This is a genomic window from Parundibacterium terreum, from assembly GCF_014636315.1.
Classification (GTDB): domain Bacteria; phylum Pseudomonadota; class Gammaproteobacteria; order Burkholderiales; family Burkholderiaceae_D; genus Undibacterium; species Undibacterium terreum.
Genome location: NZ_BMED01000003.1, coordinates 715,187 through 740,345, shown reverse-complemented (window position 1 = coordinate 740,345; position 25,159 = coordinate 715,187). Strand labels below are relative to the sequence as shown.

Annotated in this window: 28 protein-coding genes; 12 read left to right on the top strand and 16 right to left on the bottom strand. The window is 56.3% G+C overall.

The window, feature by feature from the left end:
* Window positions 1–60 precede the first annotated feature (60 nt).
* The 3 genes from IEW12_RS18035 to IEW12_RS18025 all read right to left on the bottom strand — a co-directional run bounded on the left by IEW12_RS18035 (window position 61) and on the right by IEW12_RS18025 (window position 3,650).
* Window positions 61–1,203: a metallophosphoesterase gene (locus tag IEW12_RS18035; protein WP_188567443.1), complete on the bottom strand. Its 1,143-nt coding sequence runs from the start codon at window positions 1,201–1,203 to the stop codon at window positions 61–63.
* Between the two features lie 242 nt (window positions 1,204–1,445).
* On the bottom strand, window positions 1,446–2,603 hold the full coding sequence (locus tag IEW12_RS18030) for a patatin-like phospholipase family protein (protein WP_188567442.1): 1,158 nt from the start codon (window positions 2,601–2,603) through the stop codon (window positions 1,446–1,448).
* A 105-nt stretch (window positions 2,604–2,708) separates the two neighbouring features.
* A complete protein-coding gene (locus IEW12_RS18025; RefSeq protein WP_188567441.1) occupies window positions 2,709–3,650 on the bottom strand; it encodes a LysR family transcriptional regulator in 942 nt (313 codons plus the stop codon).
* A gap of 107 nt (window positions 3,651–3,757) precedes the next feature.
* Between IEW12_RS18025 and IEW12_RS18020 the strand changes: the two genes are divergently transcribed.
* Both IEW12_RS18020 and IEW12_RS18015 read left to right on the top strand, forming a co-directional pair.
* Window positions 3,758–4,660 (top strand): pirin family protein, encoded by a 903-nt coding sequence (locus IEW12_RS18020; RefSeq protein ID WP_229751194.1) that lies wholly within the window; start codon window positions 3,758–3,760, stop codon window positions 4,658–4,660.
* Between the two features lie 67 nt (window positions 4,661–4,727).
* Window positions 4,728–5,741, top strand: a complete 1,014-nt coding sequence (locus tag IEW12_RS18015; protein ID WP_188567440.1) for a DedA family protein/thiosulfate sulfurtransferase GlpE — start codon at window positions 4,728–4,730, stop codon at window positions 5,739–5,741.
* Here the strand turns inward: IEW12_RS18015 and ribA are convergent.
* The 12 genes from ribA to IEW12_RS17955 form a co-directional block, all read right to left on the bottom strand.
* Window positions 5,722–6,408, bottom strand: coding sequence for a GTP cyclohydrolase II (gene ribA / locus IEW12_RS18010; RefSeq protein WP_188567439.1), 687 nt, complete (start codon window positions 6,406–6,408; stop codon window positions 5,722–5,724). The genes IEW12_RS18015 and ribA overlap by 20 nt on opposite strands.
* A gap of 294 nt (window positions 6,409–6,702) precedes the next feature.
* On the bottom strand, window positions 6,703–7,125 hold the full coding sequence (locus IEW12_RS18005) for a VOC family protein (RefSeq protein ID WP_188567438.1): 423 nt from the start codon (window positions 7,123–7,125) through the stop codon (window positions 6,703–6,705).
* Window positions 7,126–7,169: 44 nt separating this feature from the next.
* Entirely contained in the window at window positions 7,170–7,961 is a 792-nt protein-coding gene (locus IEW12_RS18000; protein ID WP_188567437.1) for a sulfite exporter TauE/SafE family protein, read from the bottom strand.
* A 62-nt stretch (window positions 7,962–8,023) separates the two neighbouring features.
* Complete coding sequence (locus tag IEW12_RS17995) at window positions 8,024–8,617, bottom strand: malonic semialdehyde reductase (RefSeq protein ID WP_188567436.1); 594 nt, start codon at window positions 8,615–8,617, stop codon at window positions 8,024–8,026.
* Window positions 8,618–8,671: 54 nt separating this feature from the next.
* Window positions 8,672–9,070: a RidA family protein gene (locus IEW12_RS17990; protein ID WP_229751193.1), complete on the bottom strand. Its 399-nt coding sequence runs from the start codon at window positions 9,068–9,070 to the stop codon at window positions 8,672–8,674.
* Between the two features lie 13 nt (window positions 9,071–9,083).
* Complete coding sequence (locus IEW12_RS17985) at window positions 9,084–9,998, bottom strand: dihydrodipicolinate synthase family protein (protein WP_188567434.1); 915 nt, start codon at window positions 9,996–9,998, stop codon at window positions 9,084–9,086.
* 29 nt (window positions 9,999–10,027) lie between these two features.
* Complete coding sequence (locus tag IEW12_RS17980) at window positions 10,028–11,053, bottom strand: alpha/beta fold hydrolase (protein WP_188567433.1); 1,026 nt, start codon at window positions 11,051–11,053, stop codon at window positions 10,028–10,030.
* On the bottom strand, window positions 11,053–11,853 hold the full coding sequence (locus tag IEW12_RS17975; RefSeq protein WP_371874556.1) for an ABC transporter ATP-binding protein: 801 nt from the start codon (window positions 11,851–11,853) through the stop codon (window positions 11,053–11,055). Before IEW12_RS17975 ends, IEW12_RS17980 begins: the two co-directional genes overlap by 1 nt.
* A 76-nt stretch (window positions 11,854–11,929) precedes the next feature.
* The gene (locus tag IEW12_RS17970; protein WP_229751191.1) at window positions 11,930–12,676 is read right to left on the bottom strand and encodes an ABC transporter permease; all 747 of its coding nucleotides are present in this window, start codon (window positions 12,674–12,676) and stop codon (window positions 11,930–11,932) included.
* A 16-nt stretch (window positions 12,677–12,692) separates the two neighbouring features.
* On the bottom strand, window positions 12,693–13,235 hold the full coding sequence (locus IEW12_RS17965; protein ID WP_188567431.1) for a VOC family protein: 543 nt from the start codon (window positions 13,233–13,235) through the stop codon (window positions 12,693–12,695).
* A gap of 19 nt (window positions 13,236–13,254) precedes the next feature.
* The gene (locus tag IEW12_RS17960; protein WP_188567580.1) at window positions 13,255–14,250 is read right to left on the bottom strand and encodes an ABC transporter substrate-binding protein; all 996 of its coding nucleotides are present in this window, start codon (window positions 14,248–14,250) and stop codon (window positions 13,255–13,257) included.
* 118 nt (window positions 14,251–14,368) lie between these two features.
* Window positions 14,369–15,307 (bottom strand): fumarylacetoacetate hydrolase family protein, encoded by a 939-nt coding sequence (locus IEW12_RS17955; protein ID WP_229751190.1) that lies wholly within the window; start codon window positions 15,305–15,307, stop codon window positions 14,369–14,371.
* Window positions 15,308–15,445: 138 nt separating this feature from the next.
* Here IEW12_RS17955 and IEW12_RS17950 point away from each other — a divergent pair, with 138 nt between their 5' ends.
* The gene (locus IEW12_RS17950) at window positions 15,446–16,432 is read left to right on the top strand and encodes a 2-hydroxyacid dehydrogenase (RefSeq protein WP_188567430.1); all 987 of its coding nucleotides are present in this window, start codon (window positions 15,446–15,448) and stop codon (window positions 16,430–16,432) included.
* Window positions 16,433–16,525: 93 nt separating this feature from the next.
* Here the strand turns inward: IEW12_RS17950 and IEW12_RS17945 are convergent, their stop codons facing one another.
* Window positions 16,526–17,014, bottom strand: a complete 489-nt coding sequence (locus IEW12_RS17945; RefSeq protein ID WP_188567429.1) for a VOC family protein — start codon at window positions 17,012–17,014, stop codon at window positions 16,526–16,528.
* A gap of 281 nt (window positions 17,015–17,295) precedes the next feature.
* Between IEW12_RS17945 and IEW12_RS17940 the strand changes: the two genes are divergently transcribed.
* From IEW12_RS17940 to IEW12_RS17900, 9 genes are all read left to right on the top strand, one after another.
* Window positions 17,296–17,949: a GntR family transcriptional regulator gene (locus tag IEW12_RS17940; protein WP_188567428.1), complete on the top strand. Its 654-nt coding sequence runs from the start codon at window positions 17,296–17,298 to the stop codon at window positions 17,947–17,949.
* A 52-nt stretch (window positions 17,950–18,001) separates the two neighbouring features.
* On the top strand, window positions 18,002–18,964 hold the full coding sequence (locus IEW12_RS17935; RefSeq protein WP_308789143.1) for a LysR substrate-binding domain-containing protein: 963 nt from the start codon (window positions 18,002–18,004) through the stop codon (window positions 18,962–18,964).
* A 144-nt stretch (window positions 18,965–19,108) separates the two neighbouring features.
* Complete coding sequence (locus tag IEW12_RS17930; protein WP_188567427.1) at window positions 19,109–20,578, top strand: 2-hydroxymuconic semialdehyde dehydrogenase; 1,470 nt, start codon at window positions 19,109–19,111, stop codon at window positions 20,576–20,578.
* Between the two features lie 10 nt (window positions 20,579–20,588).
* Window positions 20,589–21,011 carry a RidA family protein gene (locus IEW12_RS17925; RefSeq protein ID WP_229751189.1) on the top strand — a complete coding sequence of 141 codons (423 nt, stop codon included), beginning with the start codon at window positions 20,589–20,591 and terminating at the stop codon, window positions 21,009–21,011.
* Window positions 21,012–21,037: 26 nt separating this feature from the next.
* Window positions 21,038–21,823 carry a 2-keto-4-pentenoate hydratase gene (locus IEW12_RS17920; protein ID WP_188567426.1) on the top strand — a complete coding sequence of 262 codons (786 nt, stop codon included), beginning with the start codon at window positions 21,038–21,040 and terminating at the stop codon, window positions 21,821–21,823.
* Between the two features lie 47 nt (window positions 21,824–21,870).
* Window positions 21,871–22,836 (top strand): acetaldehyde dehydrogenase (acetylating), encoded by a 966-nt coding sequence (locus IEW12_RS17915; protein WP_188567425.1) that lies wholly within the window; start codon window positions 21,871–21,873, stop codon window positions 22,834–22,836.
* A gap of 16 nt (window positions 22,837–22,852) precedes the next feature.
* Window positions 22,853–23,908, top strand: a complete 1,056-nt coding sequence (gene dmpG / locus IEW12_RS17910; RefSeq protein WP_188567424.1) for a 4-hydroxy-2-oxovalerate aldolase — start codon at window positions 22,853–22,855, stop codon at window positions 23,906–23,908.
* Window positions 23,905–24,723, top strand: a complete 819-nt coding sequence (locus IEW12_RS17905; RefSeq protein WP_229751188.1) for a 2-keto-4-pentenoate hydratase — start codon at window positions 23,905–23,907, stop codon at window positions 24,721–24,723. Before dmpG ends, IEW12_RS17905 begins: the two co-directional genes overlap by 4 nt.
* Complete coding sequence (locus tag IEW12_RS17900; RefSeq protein ID WP_188567423.1) at window positions 24,720–25,154, top strand: RidA family protein; 435 nt, start codon at window positions 24,720–24,722, stop codon at window positions 25,152–25,154. The genes IEW12_RS17905 and IEW12_RS17900 overlap by 4 nt, the downstream gene beginning before the upstream one ends.
* Window positions 25,155–25,159 lie beyond the last annotated feature (5 nt).

Genomic DNA, 25,159 nt, shown 5'->3' with positions numbered 1-25,159 from the left:
CCAAACTGCGGATGAATGTGGTCTACAAAAGCTGGCACTTCCCCGCAAACCCCATCACGGTCAAGCCCGGGACAGGCGTATCCGCGTAATCTCAGACGGCGCTCCCAGGCGCTTCGGCGGGCCCCAGTAACCAGTACCTCGGCTGGTATACACCCATAAATTCTTGATCTTGTGCAGGCCGGCAGTAAAAGGCTGCTGGAAACGGACGAAGAAGTTCCAGGGGAAGAACTGTCCCCCGTGGGTGTGACCCGACAACTGCAAATCGTAATCCTGCTCTGCCGCCTTGAATGAACTGCGCGGCTGATGCGCCAGCAATAATTTAAGCGGAGCATCTTGCGGCGCGCCACGCAATGCCGCCACAGGATCGCTGGCGTGCTCTGCATAAAAATGGCCTGCAGTATAGTCGGTTACACCGGCAATCACGACGGTATGGCCTTCATGCTGCAATGTCACGTGCTCATTCAGCAATACCGTCAATCCCAGGCGCCGCAACTCGGCGATCCACGGCAAGGCGCCGGAATAGTATTCATGGTTGCCGGTGACAAAGTAGGTACCGTGCCGCGAATGCAGGCGCTTCAAAGGTGAGGTATGGGATTTCAATTCCGCCACCCGGCCATCCACGAGGTCGCCGGTTACGGCAATGATGTCGGGGTTCAGGCTATTTACTTTGTCAACGATTGCCGACAGATAGCGGCGCTTGATGGTGGCACCGACATGGATGTCGCTGATCTGTGCAATGGTAAAACCGACCAGCTCGGCAGGCAGGTCGGTAATCGGCACAGTCACATCAACGACGGCAGCGCGGCGACGCGCATTGAACCAGCCAACAATCGTAAATAACAGGGCTCCAGCCAGTACCGCCAGCGCTGATCCTTCATTCATATCCTGGTAATAGTGAGCCGGAACTATAAATGAAAGCGGCAATAGCAGCAGATCGCGCAACAGCGTCAGCACAAAAACTGAAGAGAACAGGCCCATCACGATCAAGCCAGCCCAGGCCAGCCGGTCCGAGACTGCCTTATTCTTCATCATCGGCGCCAATAAGCCCATGGGCAGCAGCGCAGTAGACAATAGCAGCACCAGCCATGCGCCCAGCAAGGCCAATCCCTCAAGGTTCAGTGCAGAAAACAGGCTGAAACCGAGGAAGGCATGGGCTGCCGCAATAATGGCAAACAAGGTAAAGAGCTTGGAGCGTGAAGGCATGTGTTCCTAATAAAATGGCAAGAAACTCCGGCTGATGCCGCAAGTATGAGGGCGCATGATGGACTGAATGCACAGGCGCGCCGGTGTATCACCTCCAGATCGCAAGCGCTTCTGCTGCTTCGACAATCCATATATGCCGCTGAGGGTAAAAATTTCAAGCGGTGCCCTGTCTCTGTAAATGCTACAGAAAAATTGCCATTAAGTATGCAAATGAGAAACTTTCTTACAATTAGCTTTCCCTATCATGCCTGGATTTCATGAATCATCACTCCCTCTATAGGATCGACTTCCGCAGTCCATGGGCGGGATGCAATCATGCTGCGCGTTTCGTCCAGCCCTGCCTGCCGGCGCGTGCGTATGCCGCGGGAGGTAAAGTCTAGGTCCTTGGTATGGTCCTCGCCATCCAGTACCGGGGCGTTCAGTTTGATGACGTGCATGGTCGTGCCGCAACCCCAGGCCGACAATTCCCTGCATTCGGGATCATCCCTGAGTTCTGGGGGCAGCTTCAGCGTCAGCTCCCGGATCACATGGCGCAAACGGTGGATCTGCCGTTGCCGCTCTATATGGCCGGATCTGCTGGCGTACTGGATATCTTTCAGCTTGCCCATCACCTGCGTCAGAGTACTTGCTTCCGGCCCGCGCGGATTCCAGACCTGTACTGAAAAAATCACGCTGTCGCGGCGCGGCTTGTCGTCCAGCACCGCCTCTATCGGCGTATTCGAATACAGGCCGCCGTCCCAGTAAGGCTCGCCATCCACGCGTACCGCAGGAAAGGCAGGCGGCAAGGCACCGGAAGCCATTATGTGCTCAACATTTATCTTCTCATCACGGCTATCGAAATAACGCATTTCACCGCTCAGCGCGCTGACGGCACCGACCGTCAGGCGGGTATGCCTTTCGTTGATATAGTCGAAATCGACCAGCGCCTCCAGGGTTTTCCTGAGCGGCGCGGTCGAGTAATACGCCGCCTGCTCTATACCTGTATTGCCATTCAGGCCGAACCAGGACGAGGGGTTCGGCGAAAAAAAGCCCGGTATCCCTTGTGCCATCGTCAACATATTGATCAGCGCATTGCTACCGCCGGGAAAATGACGGCTATGATGCTGCGTTGTTTGCCAGAATTCGTTCAGGCGCAGCAGCCGCTGCTCCGGCGGATTGCCGGCAATGATTGCGCCATTGATTGCCCCTATTGACGTGCCTATCACCCAGTCCGGCTCTATGCCGGCCTCATGCAGGGCTTCGTAGACTCCCAACTGATAGGCTCCCAATGCACCTCCGCCCTGCAAGACCAGTACTGTCTGGCCAGGCAAAGCGATCCCGGCAGAGGTGCCGGCAGAGGCCGCGGCTGATGCAGGCTTGCGCTGCCGCTGATCGGCGGTATTCTTGGTGCCTGCGGCCATAAGCCCTCCATTCTTGTTGCGATTTGTACCCGGATACACAGTAAGCGACGTCATCATCCTACACCAAGCCCGCCATGCCCCGCATCCCCCGATGCAGGGCATGATTCAAGACGCCATCGCTGCACCAGGAATCCGCAGGCACTCGCTGGCAACTGTCTCGCGGATGATCTGTGCCAGCCGCTGCGCTGCCGGGCCGGCATAGTCGGGATCGGCCAAGATCAGATACAAGGTACCGAAGCGCTGCCCGCCATCAGCCAAAGGCAAAACCTTTAAACGCCCCGTTGCCAGTTCATCCCGGATTTTTTCCTCGGGAAACCAGGCGAAACCGTAGCCCCTGCAAATTGCATCTATCGCGGTCGCGCTATGGCTGACTGTCCAGCGCTGGCTGGCATCCAGGCTGAGTATGCTGCTGGCGCGGCGGCTGTCGGTTTCGCGTATCACCAGTTGCCTGTAATCACGCAAATCCTGCAAATTCAATTCTCGTCCCAACCTGTGCAACGGATGATCCGGGCTGGCGACCGGCATTGCCCTGAACTGCATCAGCGGAGCGCCCAGGAATCCCGGTGGTATCTGTGCAGAAATCGCCAGGTCGGCCTGCCCCTGCAATAGCGCTTCACTGGTGCCGGCCAATACCGATTCGATCAATTCTATCCGCGTATGCGGGCTCTCCAAACCGAACTGCTGCAGGCAATCCAGCAATAGCCAGGTAGGAAAAATCATTTCTGCAGAGATCCGTATCTCTGCCTCCCAGCCGGCGGACAGGCGCCGCGCTGCGCGTTCCAGCGCACCGGCCTCGTCCAGCAGGTTCTTGGCACGCCGGTAGAGCAATTGCCCAGTGCTGGTCAGCATCGCCTTGCGGCCTTGAATTTCAAAGGCCCGAACATCAAGTAGCGATTCCAGCTTCTGTACCGCGTAAGTAACGGAGGATTGACTTTTGTGCAAGAGCTCGGCCGCCTGCGCATAACCGCCGGTCTCCACGACCGCTGTCAGCGCGCGCCATTGCTCCAAAGTGATGTGAGGGTGAAGTGAGGAAGATTCGTCCGACATAGGCATCAATATATCGATTAATTAGATAAATATGATCTGAATATTGATCTTTTTTATCGAACAAGTAAATGTTTTAATGTCTCCATCATTAGCCAAAGGAGCAGCAAGTGAACACATCAATCGAAACAGGTACAGAGACAACAACAGAAACACGCACTCGCGAACTGCAAAGGATCATCGCGTCGGTGAGCACCTCGGACGGCGCCGGTGTGAAGCTGGCTCGCAGCCTGGGCAATGCACAAGGTGCGCGGCTGGACCCTTTCCTGATGTTGGATGAATTTTCGTCCGACAATCCGGATGACTACAATGCAGGCTTCCCGAACCACCCTCATCGCGGCTTTGAAACGGTGACCTATATTCTTGACGGCCATATGCGTCATGAAGACCATCTGGGCAACCAGGGAGACTTGCAAAGCGGCGGCGTACAGTGGATGACGGCCGGCCGCGGCATCATCCATTCGGAAATGCCGCAGCAGTTGCAGGGCCGCATGCGTGGATTCCAGTTATGGATCAACCTGCCTGCAGCAGAAAAAATGAAGCCTGCGGGCTACCGCGACATCCCCGCAGCAGAAATTCCCGTGGCAGAGCTGGCTGGCGGCGGCAGGGTCAAGGTGATTGCAGGTAAACTGGACATGGACCAGCTGTCCTTGGAGGGCGCCATCACCGGGCTGACCACAGATCCGCTGTATCTGGATGTTATTTTGCCTGCCGGCATGGTTTTTTCGCATATAGTCAAGCGCGACTACCACGCTTTTGTGTATCCTTATGAAGGTAAGCTGAAGATAGGCAGTGCAGATGCGCCACGCCACCTGAAAACCCATCAGGCAGGGATTTTGTCCGACGGCGAACGCATTACTGTGACGGCAGACGGCGAAGAAGCCCGCTTCCTGGTATTGGCAGGTCGCCCATTGCGCGAACCTATCGTCCAGTACGGTCCATTTGTGATGAACACGCGGGAAGAAATTGAACAAGCCATTCACGATTATCAACATGGCGTTCTGACTGCATAAACCTGGGTACGCTGCCGGATGTCCTGTCCGGCAGCGTACCCTTTAGACATAGACAGGAAATTTATCCATGATGCACACGCTGATTCATTGGGCAATCGAATACGGTTTGTTGATCGTATTCTTCAATGTCCTGCTGATGCAGCTTGGATTGCCCCTGCCCACCGTTCCTACGCTCATCGTATCGGGCACACTGGCCGCGGACGGCCATTTTTCCGTTGTTGCACTGTTCTGCGTCACTATCCTGGCCAGCCTGATAGGCGATGTAGTCTGGTATGGCATAGGGCGTTTTTACGGCTTGCGCGTGATGCGCCTGCTGTGCCGCTTATCCTTGTCACCGGATTCCTGCGTACGGCAGACTGAGCTGCGCTTTGAACGCTGGGGCCTGTCTACGCTGGTGATCGCCAAGTTTGTGCCCGGCCTGTCGCTGATCGTCGCCCCGATGTCCGGTGCGCTGCGCCTCAGCCTGCCGGCATTCGTGATGTTCGACACCATAGGCATAGGCCTGTGGGCCACTGCGGCAATCGGCACCGGCCTGCTTTTCCATCCGGATATAGAACTGCTCAGTGCTCAATTGGTGGACATGGGCAATACGGCGATCATGGTTGCAGTAACACTGCTGGCCGCCTACCTGCTGCTGAAATGGATGAAACGCCGCCGCTTCAATAGTGCGATGCGCATGGAACGCATAGATATCAGTGAATTGCAAACCCTGATCAAGGATGGCAGACCGCCGGTGATTGTCGATGTGCGCGGTGCCAGCGTCCGTGCCATTGAGGCGCAGACAATTCCGGGAGCATTAGCCGTGGCGATAGAGGACTGGCAGCACCTGATTCCGCATCTGCACGTAGACAGGGAAATCGTCGTGTATTGCTCCTGCCCAAATGAGGCATCCGCCGCTGTGCTGGCCAAACGACTGGTAGACAAGGGATATCATCGCGCACGCCCGCTACTGGGCGGTATTGATGCATGGGTAGAGGCTGGGCATCCAACCAGCCTGATGGGCCCGGAATCGGTAATCCTGCCGGGCAGCAGCTCTCAATCCGTCAATGTCAGCCCGGCGATTATAATTCGGGCTGAATAAGGTGGCCTAGCTTGGTCGCCTTGGTGCTCAGGTAGCGTTCGTTGTAGGGATTGCGCTTGATGATCAGCGGCACATGTTCTGTGATCGTCACATTGATTTTACCCATCGCATCGATCTTGCGCGGATTATTGGTCATCAGCTTCAGCGCAGTGACGCCTAGGTGCTTCAGCATAGGCTCGCACATCGTGTAGCTGCGCAAGTCCGCCGCAAAACCCAGCCTTTGATTGGCTTCCACCGTATCGGCACCGCCGTCTTGCAGGTGGTAGGCGCGTATCTTGTTCAGCAAGCCTATGCCCCGCCCTTCCTGGCGCAGATACATCAGCAAGCCCCTTCCTTCCTTGGCGATCTTTTGCAGCGCCAGTTCCAGCTGTGGTCCGCAATCGCAACGCTGGCTACCCAGTGCGTCGCCGGTCAGGCATTCGGAGTGGATGCGAGCCAGCACAGGCTCGCCATTCCCCACATCGCCCAGTGTCAGCGCCAGATGTTCCTTGCCGGTAGACGGCTCAAAAAAAGCGTGTAGTTGGAAAGTCGCCCAGTTGGTCGGCAATTTGCAGGAATCAACGTATTCCAGCGGAGAATTCGCCGAGGCTGCTAGTGCTGCTTGTGCTATTTGTGGGGCGGCTAATGCGCCATCTTGGGCTGAGCCGTGATTTTCGATGCTGGACATGGTAGTTCTCGCGGATTCTTATGGAGGCAAATTCAATGCGAATTTTTCTTCTTGTACTTATTGCACGCATCCGTTTTGCCGGATGTTCGTTTCATAGATACAGAGGAGTATAAACGAGAGCCAGCTTTCCTACCTGCGGGAAGCAGAAAAGCCGGCAAGTACCAGATTTGAGGGCTAGCCCCTGAAAAACAAGAAAAAAGTGAAAAATCCCGTGAAAACAGTAATTTTCATGGGATTTTCTACGTAAAACGGTATTTTTTAGATCTTTTACTCGAAATCCGAGCGGTTGAACACCTACTTGGCGAACACCTTGTTAATCTCCGCAAAACCCTTGAATTCCAGCGCATTTCCAGACGGGTCGCAAAAGAACATCGTGGATTGCTCGCCCGGCTCGCCTTTGAAACGTACATGCGGCTGGACGATAAAAGGAATATTTGCCGCACTTACGCGGTCCGCCAGCGCCTGCCAGGAAGACATGTCCAGGATCACGCCATAATGCGGAATGGGCACATTGTCGCCATCCACCATGCCGGCCTGGGCTGCCACTTGCAGATCGGCTTTCAGATGCATGGATAACTGATGTCCCAGGCAATCAAAGTCAACCCAGCGCTCGGTACTGCGCCCCTCGGTGAAACCGAGGATGCCGCCGTAAAATTTCCTGGCTTCATCCAGATCCCGCACAAAGAAGGCCAGATGGAAGGGATGTAAAGCTTGCATACAATTCCTTTAACTTGAATTTAAACTCGAATTTAGTAAGAGCCTCAGAATAGCGAGGCTAACATTTTGCTGCCGACCACGATCAGCATCAACGCAAATATTTTTTTCAGTCTTGAAACCGGCAAGGCATGTGCCATGTTCGCGCCTATAGGTGCGGTCACTACGCTGGCGATTGCTATCCCGGCCAAAGCCGGCAGATAGACAAATCCCAGGCTATTCGCCGGCAAGCCGGACACATGCAAGCCGTTGGCGATAAAGCCGATAGCGCCGGTAAAGGCAATCGGAAAACCCAAAGCCGCCGAGGTGCCGATTACCGTATGCAGGGGCATATTGCACCAGGTCATGAATGGCACGGATAATGTCCCTCCGCCTATGCCGACAAAACTGGAGAATATGCCTATCGCACCGCCGGAAGCCAGCATGCCGGGCCCGGCCGGCAATTGCCTGCTGGGCTTGGGTTTGATATTCATCAGCATTTGCACCGCGACAAAGTAAGCAAAGGCAATGAAGATCATCTTCAACAGCCGCGTGGACATCATTGAGGTCAACCACACGCCGACCAAGGTGCCGATGACGATGCCCGGCGTGATCTGCCTGACCACGGCCCAGTTCACAGCGCCGCGCCTATGATGCGAGCGCAGGCTCGCCAGGGAAGTGAACAGGATGGAAGCCATCGAGGTACCCAGCGCAAAATGCAGCACATATTCCGGCGGAAAATGCTGGGCCGCGAAGATAAAGGTCAGCACCGGCACGATGACGGTGCCGCCGCCAACTCCGAGCAGGCCTGCCAATATCCCGGCAAAGGCGCCGAGAGCCAGGTAGTAAATGATTTCCATGATGTATCCGTGGGTGAGTAATTAGTGATGCTTTGTTGCGTTGATGCCTGCGCGCAGCCTATCTATAACAGGCTGCAAGCCTGTTCGAAACTCAGACGCGGACTGCGCGGGAAAATCTTGCCGTAGTCGCCAAAGCCGACATTGCACAGAAAATTTACTTTCAGCTTTCCATCGGGGAAAAACTCGCGATTGACCGCAGCCCCATCAAAGCCGGAAATTGGCCCGCAATCCAGTCCCAGTGCGCGCGCTGCCAGCATGAAGTATGCCCCCTGCAAACTGCCGTTGCGAAACGCTGTCGACTCCGCCAGATCCGGATTGGCGACGAACAGGGATGCAATGCCGGGATTATGCGGAAACAATTGCGGCAGGCTGTCGTGAAAGCCCAGGTCATAGGCAATGATCGCCACCACCGGCGCGCTCATCACCTTGTCTATATTGCCAGCGCTAATTGCCGGCCGTAGCCGTCGTTTGGCCTCTTCACTACGCAGGAAGACGAAGCGGGCCGGCGAAGAGTTGACGCTGGTAGGTCCCATTTTCATCAAGTCATAAACCTGGGCCAGCAAGTCGTCGCCGACGGGCCGCTCCAGCCAGCCGTTGTGCGAACGGGCGCGGCGAAACAGCAGGTCCAGTCCATCTTCAGTCAGTGTTTTCAACATATGCTTCATTCATCAAACAATATCGGATAGCCACGCGGGCCTTCATGCAAAATTTCATACAGGCTTATAAGCTGTAGCCGTCAGTTCCACTACCATGTGCGCATGCGGCAACTGCTGTACGCCGACGGTCGTGCGGGTGGCTCTCCCATCAAAAAATTCCGAATACACGGCGTTGTAGGCATCAAACTGCTGCATGTCGGTCAGGTAGCTGGTGATGGCGACGCAATCGCCCAGGCTGGCGCCGACCTGTTGCAAGGCAGCCTGTATTTTTTGTATCACGACGCGGGTCTGGACCTGCATGTCGCACGCTACGCTGCCATCCGGCAAGCGAGTAACGCCGGCAATACTTCCGTCAGCCTGGCGCGCACTCATGCCTGAGAGGTAGATGAAATCACCCGCACGGCAAAAGCTGGGATATTTACCCAGCGGCTGAATAGTCTGAACAGCTTGCATGTCAGTCTCCATCTCAGGCCTCCAGCAAGCTGGGCATGCTGAAACCGGCGGCGTCCAGTTCAGTGATCAGCGCCGATTTTTTATCCGCGCCCAGCGCACTCAATGGTGGCCGTATAATCTGCCAGCCTGGCCTGTCGCCGTAATAGCTGATGGCAAACTTGAGCGCCGCGATCATCGGATAGGTCTGGAATATCTTGCGCACCACGTCCAGTTTTTGTTGCTGGACCAACGCATCTTCCGCCTGCCAGTTCGCGCACAAGCGGCTGATTGCAGCCGGATTCACATTGATGGTCGCAGAGATGCAGCCTGACGCGCCCAGCGGCATCGCGCGCGTGAGGAAGCTTTCAGAGGCAGGGAAGATAGAAAAATCAGGGAAATTTTTCAGCATGTCTTCCATATTTTGCCAATCCCCGGAACTATCCTTGATGCCGACTACTTGCTGCGGATAGCGCTTGATCAGCCTTTCTATCAATCCCAGGCTGACAGGCACGCCCGAGAATGCGGGGATGTGATACAGGTAGACGCGCAGATCCTGCAAAGCGACCCGCTCTATCACTTCCGAGTAATAACTGAACAAACCGTCTTCGGTGATCCCCTTGTAGTAAAAAGGAGGGACCATCAATACGCCTGCGCAGCCATGCACGGTCGCATGCCGGCTCAGCTCCACCGTATCCTGGATAGTGCAGCAACCCGTTCCCGGCAGCATGCGGCCGGCGTCTATGCCGTGCTGCGCCAACTGGTCTAGCAAACCCATGCGCTCTGTCAAAGTCAGCGAATTGGCTTCGCTATTGGTCCCGAACACCGCCAGTCCTGCGCCTTGCTGCAATAGCCACTGGCAATGCCGCAGGTATAGCCCAAAATTGGGGCTGAGGTCTGCATTGAAAGGGGTCACTACGGGCGCAAAAACGCCTGTCAATTTATTCGACATAATTTTCCTCCGCTTCAGGATGGTTGGGGTCAGCTAGGGGCGAGTGGCCTGGTGCTGGTGACAAAGTCGATCAATGCGGGTCCGAGGCTCTGGTCCGCGGTGTCCAGGTGCGCAACAATGGAAGTGTGGTTGTGCCGGGGTATCTGCAAAAAACGATGGCTGAATTTCACCGCACCCGGCGCATTGGCCGCATCGACGATACGATGAAAAAATTCGGCGCCATAGGCATCCAGATAAGGATTTTCAAATTCCGCAATCACGACCATGGCCGGGGTATTCATCCTCGCGGCATGGGTCACTGGGGACATCTGCTCGTAAAGAGAACTGTCTTCACCCCAGTAAGCCCGCACGCCCGCTGCATTAGGGTTTCCTGGCAACACATCAGCACGCAGCCTGGCGCTGATCAGTATCAGGCCGGAGATGCCTGAACTAGCTGCCGCTTCGGCCTTTCCAGCGCCGCTTTCATGCGGCACCGGATTAAGTACCGGATCAAGCACGTAAGCCGCCGCGTGCGCGCCGCCTGCGGAATGGCCCACCAACACAATGTGAGCCGGATTGCCGCCATAGGCAGCGATGTGCTGGCGTATCCATGCGACTGCATCCGCCACATCCTGGGCGCCGCCAGGATAGGCCGCCTCCGGCGCCAACCGGTATTCCAGGTTGATCGCAACAAAACCATGACGCGCAAAATAACGCGGTACATTGCCGTAGATTTCCGCATTGCTATTCATATTGCCGCGCAAGAATGCGCCGCCATGTACGAACACCACGACCGGCAGGCTCGCGCTAACACTGGCCCTGGCATCGATTGCCGCAGCCGGTTGATAAATATCCAGCCTGTTGCGTGCATGCGGACCATAGCTGAGATCGGATGTAATCCGGATGGCGGCCCTGCTCGCCGCTGCCAGTACCGGTGTGTAGATATCAACCACTGCCTGCCGGTTGGCGTTGATGTCTGCCGCCCAGCGCGGCCCCATTTCCGCCAGCAGCACTTTATCCCTGGCCGGCAGACCGGCGAAGGCCTGGCCTGGTTCAGACCCGGTAGCATGCCTCATCAGTACACTCCCATGATCTGGCTGATCTGCGCGATATATTCGCCGTAGCGCGGATTGCCCTTGATGCTTTCGGGCCGGCGTGGGCGAGGCAAGTCGATCGCAATATCATGCGTGATCCGGCCAGGACGGGCCGACATCACCAGTACCCGGTCCGACAAAAACACCGCTTCCTGTATGCTGTGCGTGACCAGCAAGACAGTTTGCATGCGCTCTTGCCAGATGCGCAGCAACTCCACATTCAGCAAGTCGCGTGTCAGCGCATCCAGTGCGCCGAAGGGCTCGTCCATCAGCAGTATGCTGGGATCCAGTGCCAGTATCTGGCCTATTGATGCACGTTGCCGCATGCCGCCTGACAGTTGATGCGGATGATTATTTTCAAAACCCGACAAGCCCAGCATGCGTGTCAGTTCCCTGACCTTGGGCGCGATGCATTCCTTGGGTATCTTGCGCAACTGCGCGCCCAGCATCATATTCTGCTCTACCGTGAGCCACGGCAGCATATTGCTGGTCTGGAAGACCACGCCAATCTCCGGAATCGGCCGAGTGATCGCCTTGTTATTGACCTGCACCACCCCTTCGCTATGCGGAACCAGGCCGGCAACGATACGCAGCAAGGTGCTTTTCCCGCAGCCGCTGGGGCCGAGTATGGATACAAATTCACGTTCGCGAATAGACAGCGAAACATCCTCCAACGCATTCACCGCATGCTTGCCGGGGAAACGCTTGACCACATCGGCCACGCGTATCACCTCCTTCAAAGGCGACTCTTTCGCTGCATTGGCGGCAGTGGCCATCACCATCGCTGCCGCCGCTTGCTGATTGACCATCATCTTCACATTCATGCTGCACTCCATACACTCTGTAACATCAGCATCTTCATACAGATTTCCCTCTCCACCATACTGCGCGCGACAAGACCTCGACTATCCAGTACAGGATACTGGCCAGGAAGGTGATCACCAGGATGGCCGCAAACATCAGGTCGGTCTGCGCGTTGGCGGTGGCCAGCGTCATCAGGTGGCCCAGGCCGTTTTCCGAACCGATGAATTCACCGACGATCGCACCAATGACAGCGAGCGGCATTGCGATCTTGATTCCATCCACAAAGCTGGGCAATGCGGACGGCAATTGCAAACGGATGAAGGTATCCCAGCGCGACGCGCCCAAGGCACGGAAGTGCTCATCCAGATTAGCCGCGATCCCGGACAAGCCGCCCAGCGATGCAATCACCAGTGGAAAGAAGGCGAACAGGAAAGTGGAAGCAATCTTGGATGCAAAACCGTAGCCGAACCAGACTATCATCAGCGGTGCCAGTGCAATCTTGGGCATACTCTGCAAAGCAGTGATGAAAGGGTACAGCGTACGCTTGGCAAAATCACTAAAGTGGATTGCCACCCCCAGCACCACACCGCCCAGTACCGCAGCAGTAAACCCGACCAGTACTTCCAGCAGCGTCACCCAGGTCTCGCTAAGTATAAGCTCGCGCTCCTGCCATCCTGCGCTGATCACCTTGCTCAGCGGCGGCATCAGATAACTGCGTATGCCCAACAGCGCCACGCCGTATTCCCATAGCAGCGCAAACAGGCCCCAAAATACAATTGCTTCTATCCAGCGTCTCATCATGTCGCTCCGGCAGCCATCAGCTCTTCTTGGTTTTTGCATCAATAACCGCCTGCGGAGGCGGTACCACGAAATGCTTGAAGCGGTACTGGTCGAAGGAGTCGATATTTCTTTCCCACACCTTGGCTTCATGCGGCGCGCCTTCAGGAATCTGCGTCATTTCGCAATACACTTCGACGTTATTGCCATCGGGATCCTTGAAGACCAGGAACAGGTTTTCCCCCGGCCCGTGCTTGCCTATGCCACGCACAATTTCCACCCCGTGCGATTTCAATACTTCTACCGTGCGTTCTATCTCCGCCCTATCCTCCACCAGATAAGAGAAATGCTCTACACCCGGACGGCTATAGCGCGGCAAATCATTGATGTCGGGTGAGTCCTTGGGGATCTGCGATAGCGCCAGATCATGATGATCCGCACCGGAGCGCAGGAATACCATCTGGTCATCGATCCAGTCGGATACCTGCAAACCCATGACTTCGGTATAAAATTTGACGGATTTCTGGATGTCGCGCACGACCAGAACCAGATGCCCCAGCTTCTTGGGCCTTAACTTTTCCATGCCTGTCTCCCAGCAATTTTTATTCAACAAAACGATTGGTATAGATGTCCGTCGCTTTTACGCTGTCGGTCACATTGAATGCTTTTTTCACGAAGCCGACCGTGTATTGCATGCGGTCCACCCGCATCCAGCCGGTCTTCTTGCCCGTCGACTCAGGGTCCACCATCAACTGGCTGGTTTCCTGTATCTGTTGCAGCAATACTTTCTTGTCTATCAGTTTTTGCTGCTTTGCGACCAGTTCCACCGCTTCCTGCGGATTTTTGCTCTGGAACTCATAGCCGCGATAAGTCGCCTGCACAAAACGCTTTACCAGATCGGGATTGGAGGCAATCAGCTTCTCGGTTGTAACGATGCCGTTGCCGTACAGATTGAGGTTGTAGTCGCGGTAGCGCAGAGCGCCGATTTTCATGCCGTTTTTTTGTGCCAGTTGCTCCAGCACCGGCTTGTTCGCCCCCTCCCAGCACTCGGCAAGATCGATGCCACCATCCAGGAAAGTGGTATTGATGACGGCCGGGTCCAGCCGCAATAATTTGACATGGTCAACCGGCAGCTTGTTGACCTGCAACCACGCCGGTACCAGGTTCTGCAACGGAGAAGAGGCGCCGCCGCCTATCGACAAGCCCTTCAGGTCCGTGATGCTTTTGATCGTCCGGCCCGGCTTCTCCAGAAAGCAGAGGGCAGCCGGCCAGCGGGTGTTGATCGCGCCCACCATCACGGTCTTGCCGCCCTGCGCGCGATTCAGCATGATGCTGATCGGGTCGCCGTAGCCGAATTCGAACAGGCCCTGGTCAATTTCATTGACGGTGCGCTGACCGCCATAACCGCGGGTAGTGCTGACATCCAGCCCGGCTTCGCTGTAGTAACCCTTGGCCATCGCGACCAGCACGCCGCTGGTGCTGCCCTGCGGCAGCCATGCCAGGTTGAAACGCACCTTGTCGGCAGCAGATGCCGAGAAACTGCCCATCATCAAGGACAGTGCGAATACGCCCGCACACAGTTTTTTACCGCTACGCATACTCTTCAATTTGTCTCTCTCCAAAACTCGTCACTCAAGGTTTGCTGGTATCTGGATAAAACGGGCAGCCTGTTATTGTTTGCTTTTTTGCCAGCCGCCCCGGCTGCGCCGTTCATGCTTACGCGGCGACCACCCAATTCCTGATACTGCCTATTTTTTCTATCGTCGCCGTCATCTGGTCGCCGTGTTTCAGGTAAACCCCACGCCCCATGCCTACCCCGGTAGGCGTACCGGTGGCGATCAGGTCGCCTGGTCGCAGCGTCAGAATGCCGGACAGGTAGGCGATCTGCTCGGCGATATTGAATATCATCCCCTCTGCCGTGTCATCCTGCATCATCTCGCCATTGACTTCCAGCTGCATGCGCAAAGCTTGCGGATGGGAGATACAGTCGCGCGGCACCAGCCAGGGTCCCATAGGGCCAAACGTGTCATGGCTTTTGCCGCGGAACCAGTCGTGCTTGAAAGGATAATCGCTACGGCGGTTCAGATCCCTGGCGCTGATATCGTTGAATACAGTGTATCCGGCGATGTAGGCGTAAGCATCTTCCACCGAAACATTGCGGCAGGCCTTGCCTATCACCACGCCCAGCTCAACCTCCCAATCCAGCTTCTCGGTGTCGCGCGGCATCACTACACTGGTATCGGTGGCGGTGACACTGGTTTCTGCTTTCATGAAGCAATAAGGCGCACTTTCTTCCCTCGGAGCCAGTTCAGTCCCCATCTCCCGAGCATGCTCATAATAATTGGAAGCGGCGCCAAAAATCCGTCCCGGCACATAAGGCACGCACAGGCGATAGTTTGCAGGATCCAGCGCGTCTATTTCTCCCTTTACCAGCAGCGCGGGCACTGCCTCTGCCAGCTTCTTAAAGCCGGCGGCACTACGTTCCCACTGCTGTATTGCCGTTGCCAGGCCGCTTTCCAGCTCCAAACCTGTGGCCAAATCTGGTCTAGCCTGTAGTAAAGCGTGCAAATCATACATGGCATCGCCAACAGCCAAGGCCGTTTTTTCACCGGGCGTGCCCTGTTTATTTTCGTAAGTTGCAATTGCGTGCCACATTGAAGCTGTCTCCTCTTTCATGAACTTTCATACATTTAAATCATTAATGAATACAATAAATCTTATATGTATACATTGCAAGCGAATTGTGCAAAAATTTTCTTCATCCAATGCACAGAAATAGTAAGGAATATTCTTATGACAAACGCCCTCCCCCCCGGTAATTCCAGCGGAACACCCAGCCCGCTCATCCTGTTACTGATCAGCATGCAGCAGCCATTTATCGCAGATCTGCAACAGCACTACTCTCTGAAAATGACGTTGCCAGCGGAGTTGAGCCACTTGCCGGCTAGTGAGTTGCCGCAGATACAGGCCGTGGTGACGAATGGAAGTACCGGCCTGACGGCGGAGCAAATGGAAATACTGCCCGGCTTGAAGCTGGTATGCAGCTATGGCGCCGGATATGAAAATATTGATGTGGCAGCAGCCACGCAACGCGGCATCGCAGTTACCCACGCACCGGGGGTCAATAACGCAAGCGTCGCCGACCATGCACTCGCGCTGACGCTGGCGATCTCGCGCGGCCTGCCACAATTGGATCGCGCACTGAAGGCCGGCGGCTGGCTACAAAACCGGCAGCCGCGCCCTACCGTTAATGGCAAGCGGCTGGGCTTGCTGGGAATGGGAAATATAGGGGAGTTGATCGCCAAGCGTGCCGCAGGTTTTGATATGCAGATTGCCTACCATACCCGCCGCCCCAGGCCGGAGTTGGTATATCGCTACGTGCCCAGCGTCAATGAACTGGCCGCCGACAGCGATTACCTGATCCTCGCCTGCCCCGGCGGCGCGGCGACCCGCCATCTGATCAACCACGAGGCGCTGGAACACCTGGGCCCGCAAGGCTTCCTGGTCAATGTCGCCCGTGGCAGCGTGGTTGATACCTGCGCGCTGATGGAGGCCTTGCGAGCAAAGCGCATTGCCGGCGCGGCGCTGGACGTCATAGAAGATGAGCCGGAACTACCGCCTGGAGTGGAACAACTGGATAACCTGATACTGACGCCGCATGTTTCCGGCCGCTCGCCGGAGGCGCAACTGGCACAGCATACGGCGCTGCTGAAAAACCTGGCTGCCTGCTTTGCCGGCCAGCCGCTGCATGACCAGCTACTGCCAGCATTGAAGGCTTGAGCGGAGCCAAAGTAGCGAAGGGGGTGCTGCGCCAGCAATCTTACCGGCAAGTACTCACTGACACAGCAAGGCGAACCTATACCCCTTAGCCCCTTACTTGATGCCGCTGCGGTCGGCGACCAGATCAGGATTGCGGAACGCGGGTCCATCCGCAGCAGCAACGACATTCTTTGCCGCCCCGCCCCATCCATGATCGGTCAGGTCAATGATGACACCGTCGGGATCGCGATATTTGACTTCATAGAAGATATTGCCTTTGACCGGCACTTCCCCCATGTAATAGGTGCCGCCGGCTGCCTCGGCATCGGCGCGGGCCGCAACAATATCGTCCACCCATACGCCGATGTGATGCAGGCCGACAAAGTCCTTGCCACGATCCTCACCCGCCGCCTGGTCGCTTTTATAGTTCAGCAACGCGATCGACATGACGCCATCGCTCAGGTAGACGCCGCGAGCCAGCGAAGAATCGGTCTCGCCGACCTTTTTGAAGCCGAAAGCCTTCTGATAAAACTCGGCGCTCTTCCAGGGATCAGGCACCGATATCGCGATATGACGCAGCTTGTTGCCAGATTTGTTATCCATGTCCTTGCTCATGTTATCTACTCCATTCCAGGTTGATCAATCCACAGTCAAAAACCATTCTACTGAAGCTGAAATTATATGTATACATTTAATTTTATTTAAATACTTAAATTTAAATTAGAATTTATATATAGCCATAATATTGCTGGCATCCTTTATATGCGCATTGTCTGCAGGTAAAATGCTTGGCAATAAAAAGACGGACAGAGGTACCTAGGGAAGCCTCTTGATAGAAGTAAATAAACCAGACAAACCAAACAAAAAAAGAAAAGAGTAAGTCGATGGAAACAATTTCGATGAAGATTTATCGCATCCTGGCGGATGAGATCATCAACGGCACGCTGGCCCCCGGCCAGAGCCTGGAGGAAATCGCGCTGTCAGAGCGCTTCCAGGTATCGCGTACGCCCATACGCCAATCGCTGCGCGAACTGGCAGCCCGCGGCCTGATCGAATTACGCCCCAGGAAAGGGGGCATCGTCATCAGCATCAGCCTGGATGAACTGGCGGATATGTTGGAAGCGATGTGCGAACTGGAAGCATTGTGCTGCCGCATCTGCGCCGAGCGCATGAGTGCAGTACAGAAGAAGCAATTGGAGCTCATCCATGTACAAAGCCAGGAGTGCATAGAAAAAGGCGACGAGGAAGGCTACCTGGAATTGAACAAGAAATTTCATCATCTGATCAGCGTGGGTGCTCACAACAAGTGCCTGACCGATACGATGGACAATCTGCGCAAGCGCCTGACACAATTCCGCGCAGCGCAAGCCGGCGTCGAGAGACGGCTGACGGTATCGCATGACGAACATGATGCGATCATGGCAGCCATCCTGGCATCGGATGCGGAAAAGTCCTATATCGCGATGCGTAATCACGCGACCCGCCTGAGCATCCACGTGCTGGAAGTCATCAAGGAACGCCAGGCAGTTACAGAATAAATTCTGGGCTTGTTCTGAGCTTATTCTGAACTTACCTACACAGGAGCAGGTTTTGGATCCACAACGCAGCAATATCCCACTGGTCGACGTGATGCTACGCCGGCTCAAACTGAAGCCGCTGCTGATCTTTGACCGTGTGCTGGCATCCAGCTCCATCGCGCGCGCGGCCAAGGAACTGAATCTGACCCAGCCCGCGGTAACCAAGGCCATACAGGAACTGGAGACAGACCTGGGCGTGGAGCTGTTTGAGCGCACCAACCGCGGCGTCACACCGACTTGCTATGGCACGCTACTGGGCGGGCACGTCAAATCCGTCATTGCCGAATTGCGCCACCTGACTGATGAACTGAACTCCTTTCGCTCCGGTGAATCCGGCCATGTCATCGTCGGCACGCTGATTTCAGCATCGGCCAGGCTGCTGCCGCGGGCAATCGCCAAGCTGAAGCAGGATCGGCCCGGCGTGCTGGTCACCGTGCGCGAGGGGCCCACCGATAGGCTGTTTCCGGCGCTGGCCACCGGTGAGCTGGACCTGGTCGTCGGCCGGCTGCCGGAGGCGGATCTGCCGCTGGCTCGCATGTTCAGCTTTGAACACACCTACCTGTATGAAGAAGCGCTATGCGCTGTGGTATGGAACCAGCATCCCTTGACCTTGCAAAAAAAAATCCCGCTGCGGGATTTGCTGGACTGGCCGTGGATATTGCCGCTGATGGAGTCGCCCGCGCGCCTGACCGCAGAAAAACTGTTTCTCGATTCCGGCCTGGGCATGCCGGCCAACATCGTGGAATCGCTGTCCCTGCTGACTAATATAGGACTGCTGCAGTCCATGCAGGCCATCACGCTGATGCCGCGCACGGTAGCGCAGCATTTTGCGCAGATGAATTTGCTGAGCGTGCTGGAATTGGGGGATATCGGCCAGTTCGGCAAGATAGGTTACTCGGTACGCGCAGAAAAGGCGACCACGCCGGCAGCGGCGCACTTCATACAGTGCCTGAAACTGGCGGCGGCAGAGCTCTGATTCCAAATTTCGCCTGACACTCCCGATATAAATAACCGGAATACCAAAGACCTGGTTTTTCATTATATTTTATTTCAAGTCTTTCCTATACTCGCTTAAAAGCTATTCGCCGCAATAGCACAGCGAGATAACAGGAGACTTGATTTGAAATCCGATACACCGGTGCTGCTGCGCCATTTCATCAATGGCGAGTTCGTTTCCAGCGCCTCCACTTTCGACAATATCTGCCCGGTTGACGGCAGCCTGATCGCCAAGGTATGCGAGGCGGATCAGGCGACTGTCGATGCCGCCGTCACGGCTGCGCGCAAGGCCCTGGACGGCCCATGGGGCCAAATGAGCGTACCGCAGCGCGCGCAGTTATTGCACAAGGTGGCTGACGGCATACAGGCGCGCTTTGAAGAATTCGTCGCCGCTGAGGTTGCCGACACCGGCCGCCCTGTGCATCAGGCACGCAGCCTGGATATCGCCCGCGGCATTGCCAACTTTCGCAGCTTTGCTGACCTGGCATCCACCGCCAATACCGACGCCTATGAGATGCCCACGGCCGACGGCCTGGGGGCATTGAATTACACGGTGCGCAAACCCGTAGGCGTGGTCGGCATCATTTCGCCGTGGAACCTGCCGCTGTTGCTGTTCACGTGGAAGGTTGCGCCGGCCCTGGCCTGTGGCAATACCGTCATCGCCAAGCCATCGGAAGAATCGCCTTCCTCGGCAAGCTTGCTGGCCGAGGTAATGCGCGACGCCGGTGTGCCGCCTGGCGTCTTCAACCTGATTCACGGCCACGGCGTTAATTCGGCAGGAGAATTCCTGACCAGGCATGCCGGCATCGACGCGCTGACCTTCACCGGCGAATCCCGTACCGGCAGCGCGATCATGAAGGCCGTTGCCGATGGCGTAAAAGAAGTATCGTTCGAACTGGGCGGCAAGAATGCTGCAGTTGTGTTTGAAGATGCCGATTTCGACGCCGCCGTTGCCGGCGTGATGCGCTCTTCTTTTACCAATTCCGGCCAGGTCTGCCTGTGCTCTGAACGGGTATATGTGCACAGGTCGCTGTTCGACAAATTTGTCGCGGCGATCAAACAGAAAACCGAAGCGCTGAAAATAGATTTCCCCGATGCCGAAGGCGTAGACATGGGGCCGTTGATCTCGCACGGCCACCGTGACAAGGTCTTGTCCTATTACCGCCTGGCGTTAGAAGAAGGTGCGACAGTGGTAAGCGGCGGAGGCGTTCCGCATTTTGGCGACGCCCGCGATCAGGGTGCCTATGTGCAGCCTACGGTATGGACGGGTTTGAGCGACGACGCACGCTGCACTACGGAAGAAATCTTTGGACCGGTTTGCCATATCGCGCCGTTTGACGATGAAGAAGAAATCATAAGGCGCGTGAATGACAGCAAGTATGGCCTGGCCTGCGCACTGTGGACTACCAATCTGTCGCGCGCGCACCGCGTAGCGCGCCGCATCCATGTGGGTCTGGTATGGGTCAATACCTGGTACCTGCGCGATCTGCGCACGCCTTTTGGCGGCGTCAAGCTATCGGGCCTGGGGCGTGAGGGTGGCCGCTATTCGCTGGATTTTTATTCCGACGTTGCCAACATCTGCGTCAAATTGTAGGAGGATTGCGATGAGCACATCTACCGAGTCCTCCATCCGCACAGCGATGCAATCGCCGCACATTCCCGCGCCGCGCTTTCGTTACAGTCCCTGCGTGCGCATCGGTTTCAACTACCAGGTCTCCGGCATGGTCGCGTTGGACCCCGCCAGCGGAAAGCTGGAAACCGGGGGCCCGGGTGCCGAAACTACCCGCATCCTGTCCAACCTGCAACTGGCGCTGCCCGACTACGGCCTCAGTCTGGATGAACTGCTGATCGCGCGCATCTATACCACCCGCATGGATGCCTTTTCCGAGATCAATGCCGCATGGGAAACCATATTCAACGACGGGCTCGTGCCGCCGGCACGCACGTCGGTCGGTGTCAGCGCATTGCCGCTGGGAGCCAGCGTTGAAATCGAATTTTCCTTTGTCAAATCTTCGGTATCTGTTTAGCAACAGTTTTTTAAGGATTCCAGCACATGAGTACAAAGATAGAACAAGCAGCAGAACTGCTATGGAATGCCCACCAACATCGTGAAGCCTGCCAACCGGTACGTGAACTGATAGGTATCAGAGATATCGCCGCCGCTTATGAAGTACAAAAAATCAACACGGCACGCTGGCTGGCGCAAGGCCGCCGCCTGGTAGGCCGCAAGATAGGATTGACTTCCAAGGTAGTGCAGAAACAGCTGGGCGTAGATCAACCGGATTTCGGCATGCTGTTTGCCGATATGTGCATCGCCGACGGCGAAGAAATCGCAGTGGGCAGTGTCATGCAAGCCAAGGTGGAAGCGGAGATAGCGCTGGTCATAGAAAAACCCCTCACCCACGGCAAGCACACGGTGGCCGACATCATCAACGCCACCGCCTACGCACTGCCGGCAATAGAAATCGTCGGCAGCCGCATTGCCAACTGGGACATACGCCTGACAGACACCATTGCCGACAATGCCTCCAGCGGCCTGTTCGTCCTCGGCTCGCGCCCGGTGAAACTGGATGCCTTTGATGTCATAGGTTGCGGCATGCTAATGGAACGCCGTGGCGACCAGGTGTCTATCGGTGCCGGAGCGGCCTGCCTGGGCAATCCCTTGCACGCAGCCGTCTGGCTGGCCGACATGATGGCGAAAGTAGGCAGTCCCTTGCAGCCGGGCGACATCGTCATGACAGGCGCACTGGGGCCTATGGTCGTTGCCGCTGCCGGCGACGTGTTTGAAGCCCGCATCGAGGGGCTGGGCAGCGTACGGGCAGCATTCTCGCCCAGCTAGCAGGCAGAAAAACGCTAGCGGTCAAATTTACCTCTTCTGGAGTTTCAATGAATCACAAGGATCAGCATCATCCCGTCGCCGGTGAGCAATGGCAGGTGGCCATCATAGGCTCAGGCAATATAGGTACCGATCTGATGATCAAAGTCTTACGCAATGGCAGACATCTGAAGATGGGGGCCATGGTAGGCATAGACGCGCAGTCGGATGGCCTGGCCCGTGCGGCCAGGCTAGGCGTGGCAACCACGCACGAAGGAATACAGGGCCTGGTGGCCTTGCCCAACTTCGGCGATATCAAACTGGTCTTTGATGCCACGTCCGCCGGTGCGCATGCCGAACACAATCGCGTACTGCAACAGCACGGCATACAAGTCATCGACCTGACGCCGGCTGCGATTGGCCCGTATGTCATACCGGTGGTGAACCTGGAGCAGCATCTGGGCAGCCCGAATATCAATATGGTGACGTGCGGCGGCCAGGCCACCATACCCATAGTGTGCGCCGTGTCCATGGTGAGCAAGGTGCTGTATGCAGAAATCGTTGCGTCGATTTCCAGTAAATCCGCCGGCCCCGGCACACGCGCCAATATTGATGAATTCACCGAGACAACCTCGCAGGCCATCATCAGCGTAGGCGGCGCCGCGCAAGGCAAGGCGATCATTGTACTCAATCCGGCCGAGCCGCCGCTGATGATGCGCGACACTGTCTTTTGCCTGGCCGACTCCAGTGCCAGCGAAGACGAAGTGCACGCCTCCATCCTGGCGATGGTAGAACGGGTCAAGGCCTATGTGCCGGGGTATCGCCTGAAACAGGATGTGCAGTTTGACCGCATCCCGGCGGACCAGCCTATCAACATACCCGGCCTGGGCAAGGTATCCGGCCTCAAGGTATCGGTATTCCTGGAAGTGGAAGGCGCTGCGCACTATCTGCCTTCCTACGCCGGCAACCTCGACATCATGACTTCTGCGGCGCTGGCAACGGCAGAACAGATTGCCGCCAGCAAGCTGGCAGCCTAAGGAAATTGGAAACACTATGACGAATAAGCAGATACTTCCACATCAGGACAAGAAAATCTATGTGTCCGATGTGACCTTGCGCGACGGCATGCATGCGATCCGCCATCAATATTCGCTGGAGCAGGCGGTCGCCATCGCCAAAGCACTGGATGCTGCGAAAGTGGACAGCATAGAAGTCGCACATGGCGACGGCTTGCGCGGCTCCAGCTTCAACTATGGTTTCGGAGCGCACACCGACCTGGAGTGGATAGAGGCTGTCGCCGATGTCCTGCAGCACGCGCGCATCGCCACCCTGCTGCTGCCCGGCATAGGAACAGTGCATGACCTGGATGCCGCCTACAAGGCCGGTGCGCGTACCGTACGTATTGCCACCCACTGCACCGAGGCCGATATCTCAAAACAGCACATCGAGCATGCGCGCAAATTGGGCATGGATACAGTCGGCTTCCTGATGATGTCGCATATGACGACGCCGCAGCATCTGGCTCAGCAGGCCAAGCTGATGGAGAACTACGGCGCAGAATGTGTCTATGTGGTTGACTCTGGCGGTGCACTATCGATGAATGATGTGCAACAGCGCTTCCAGGCATTCAAGGATGTGCTGAAGCCGGAAACCCAGACCGGCATGCACGCACATCATAATCTGTCGCTCGGCGTTGCCAACTCCATTGTCGCGCTGGAAAACGGCTGTGACCGCGTGGACGCGTCGCTCGCGGGCATGGGGGCAGGTGCAGGCAACGCGCCGCTGGAAGTATTTATCGCCGCGGTCGACAGGCTGGGGTGGAAACATGGCACTGACCTGTTCACCCTGATGAATGCGGCCGACGATCTGGTGCGCCCTTTGCAAGACAGGCCGGTACGTGTGGACAGGGAGACTCTGGCACTGGGCTATGCCGGCGTGTATTCCAGCTTCCTGCGCCATGCGGAAGCTGCAGCAAAAAGGTACAACATCGCGGCAGTGGACATTCTGGTGGAATTGGGCCGCAGGCGCATGGTGGGCGGCCAGGAAGACATGATCGTCGACGTCGCCCTGGACCTGGTCAAGCAAAGAACGACTACGGAGGCCGCATGAGCAAGAGTGAAGCGACAAGTGTGGAAGTCTCAAGAATGCTAGTGTTTAACATTGCAGCACTGGCCAGGACCCTGGACGACGCTGCCGCCAGCCATACAGAAATAGATCCGCTGACGCCGCAATATGCCTTCAATCTGGCGCAGGCCTATGATATCCAGCGGGCCTCTGTAGCACTACGCCATGAACGCGGTGAAAAGCCCGTGGGCCTGAAACTGGGCTTTACCAGCCGTGCCAAGATGGTGCAAATGGGCGTCGATAGCCTGATCTGGGGTTTATTGACCGATGCCATGCTGTATGAAGAAGCGGCAGTTATCAGCCTGGATGACTTTATCCATCCGCGTGTCGAACCGGAAGTCTGCTTCCTGACCGGACGTGACATCGACCGCCCGCTGACTTTGCTGGAAGCAGCAAAGTTCCTGGAAGGCGCAGCGCCGGCGATGGAGATTATCGACTCCCGCTACCGCAACTTTAAGTTCACGCTGGAAGATGTGGTGGCAGATAATTGCTCTTCTGCCGGCGTCATCGTCGGCGCTTTCAGCAAGGATGTATGCGAGCTTGCCAACCGCGGCGTTGTCGTTCGTTTTAACGGCAGGCCGGTGTTGATGGGCAGTACAGGGGCCATACTCGGCAATCCCCTGCGCAGCGTGGTCCAGGCTTCGCAGCTTGCGCACCAGGCGGGCATGGTGATCCCCGCCGGTTCGCTGATCATGGCGGGAGCTGCTACTGCCGCAGAAGCCCTGATACCAGGCGCGCATATCAGCACAGAAATCGGCGGCCTGGGCAGGGTGGAATTTTCAACGGGAGCGAGAGCATGAATGCAACGGCAACTACCCAGGCGCATCTGGTTGAAGGCAAGGCTCAGCCCCGCGGCAAATTTCCGCACCTGAAGCGTGCAGGCGACTTCCTGTTTGTGTCCGGAACCAGCTCGCGCCGCCCGGACAATAGCCTGGCAGGCGTAGAAGTGGACAACATGGGTACGACCAGGCTCGACATACGCGAGCAAACCACCGCCGTCATTGAAAATCTACGCGATATCCTGCAAAGCGCGGGCGCCGATCTGGGCGATATTGTGGAAATCAGCAGTTTTCTGGTTAACATGAATGATTTCGGCGGCTATAACGAAGTGTACGGCAGCTATTTTGATTACGATGGACCTACCCGCACCACGGTAGCCGTGCATCAACTGCCACACCCGCATCTGTTAATTGAGATCAAGGCCATCGCCTACAAACCTAGAAAAGAGTGAGGTAG

What these genes read in the sequence shown, in the direction of transcription:
- IEW12_RS18005 (WP_188567438.1), bottom strand. Translation starts at nt 7,125, where the DNA reads ATGCAAGCTTTACATCCCTTCCATCTGGCCTTCTTTGTGCGGGATCTG.
- IEW12_RS17940 (WP_188567428.1), top strand. Translation starts at nt 17,296, where the DNA reads ATGGAAACAATTTCGATGAAGATTTATCGCATCCTGGCGGATGAGATC.
- IEW12_RS18035 (WP_188567443.1), bottom strand. Translation starts at nt 1,203, where the DNA reads ATGCCTTCACGCTCCAAGCTCTTTACCTTGTTTGCCATTATTGCGGCA.
- IEW12_RS17970 (WP_229751191.1), bottom strand. Translation starts at nt 12,676, where the DNA reads ATGATGAGACGCTGGATAGAAGCAATTGTATTTTGGGGCCTGTTTGCG.
- IEW12_RS17920 (WP_188567426.1), top strand. Translation starts at nt 21,038, where the DNA reads ATGAGTACAAAGATAGAACAAGCAGCAGAACTGCTATGGAATGCCCAC.
- IEW12_RS17995 (WP_188567436.1), bottom strand. Translation starts at nt 8,617, where the DNA reads ATGTTGAAAACACTGACTGAAGATGGACTGGACCTGCTGTTTCGCCGC.
- IEW12_RS17955 (WP_229751190.1), bottom strand. Translation starts at nt 15,307, where the DNA reads ATGTGGCACGCAATTGCAACTTACGAAAATAAACAGGGCACGCCCGGT.
- IEW12_RS18000 (WP_188567437.1), bottom strand. Translation starts at nt 7,961, where the DNA reads ATGGAAATCATTTACTACCTGGCTCTCGGCGCCTTTGCCGGGATATTG.
- IEW12_RS17980 (WP_188567433.1), bottom strand. Translation starts at nt 11,053, where the DNA reads ATGAGGCATGCTACCGGGTCTGAACCAGGCCAGGCCTTCGCCGGTCTG.
- IEW12_RS17960 (WP_188567580.1), bottom strand. Translation starts at nt 14,250, where the DNA reads ATGCGTAGCGGTAAAAAACTGTGTGCGGGCGTATTCGCACTGTCCTTG.
- IEW12_RS18025 (WP_188567441.1), bottom strand. Translation starts at nt 3,650, where the DNA reads ATGTCGGACGAATCTTCCTCACTTCACCCTCACATCACTTTGGAGCAA.
- IEW12_RS18030 (WP_188567442.1), bottom strand. Translation starts at nt 2,603, where the DNA reads ATGGCCGCAGGCACCAAGAATACCGCCGATCAGCGGCAGCGCAAGCCT.
- IEW12_RS17915 (WP_188567425.1), top strand. Translation starts at nt 21,871, where the DNA reads ATGAATCACAAGGATCAGCATCATCCCGTCGCCGGTGAGCAATGGCAG.
- dmpG (WP_188567424.1), top strand. Translation starts at nt 22,853, where the DNA reads ATGACGAATAAGCAGATACTTCCACATCAGGACAAGAAAATCTATGTG.
- IEW12_RS17985 (WP_188567434.1), bottom strand. Translation starts at nt 9,998, where the DNA reads ATGTCGAATAAATTGACAGGCGTTTTTGCGCCCGTAGTGACCCCTTTC.
- IEW12_RS17945 (WP_188567429.1), bottom strand. Translation starts at nt 17,014, where the DNA reads ATGGATAACAAATCTGGCAACAAGCTGCGTCATATCGCGATATCGGTG.
- IEW12_RS17990 (WP_229751193.1), bottom strand. Translation starts at nt 9,070, where the DNA reads ATGCAAGCTGTTCAGACTATTCAGCCGCTGGGTAAATATCCCAGCTTT.
- ribA (WP_188567439.1), bottom strand. Translation starts at nt 6,408, where the DNA reads ATGTCCAGCATCGAAAATCACGGCTCAGCCCAAGATGGCGCATTAGCC.
- IEW12_RS17900 (WP_188567423.1), top strand. Translation starts at nt 24,720, where the DNA reads ATGAATGCAACGGCAACTACCCAGGCGCATCTGGTTGAAGGCAAGGCT.
- IEW12_RS17965 (WP_188567431.1), bottom strand. Translation starts at nt 13,235, where the DNA reads ATGGAAAAGTTAAGGCCCAAGAAGCTGGGGCATCTGGTTCTGGTCGTG.
- IEW12_RS17975 (WP_371874556.1), bottom strand. Translation starts at nt 11,853, where the DNA reads ATGGTGATGGCCACTGCCGCCAATGCAGCGAAAGAGTCGCCTTTGAAG.
- IEW12_RS17950 (WP_188567430.1), top strand. Translation starts at nt 15,446, where the DNA reads ATGACAAACGCCCTCCCCCCCGGTAATTCCAGCGGAACACCCAGCCCG.
- IEW12_RS17905 (WP_229751188.1), top strand. Translation starts at nt 23,905, where the DNA reads ATGAGCAAGAGTGAAGCGACAAGTGTGGAAGTCTCAAGAATGCTAGTG.
- IEW12_RS18015 (WP_188567440.1), top strand. Translation starts at nt 4,728, where the DNA reads ATGATGCACACGCTGATTCATTGGGCAATCGAATACGGTTTGTTGATC.
- IEW12_RS17925 (WP_229751189.1), top strand. Translation starts at nt 20,589, where the DNA reads ATGAGCACATCTACCGAGTCCTCCATCCGCACAGCGATGCAATCGCCG.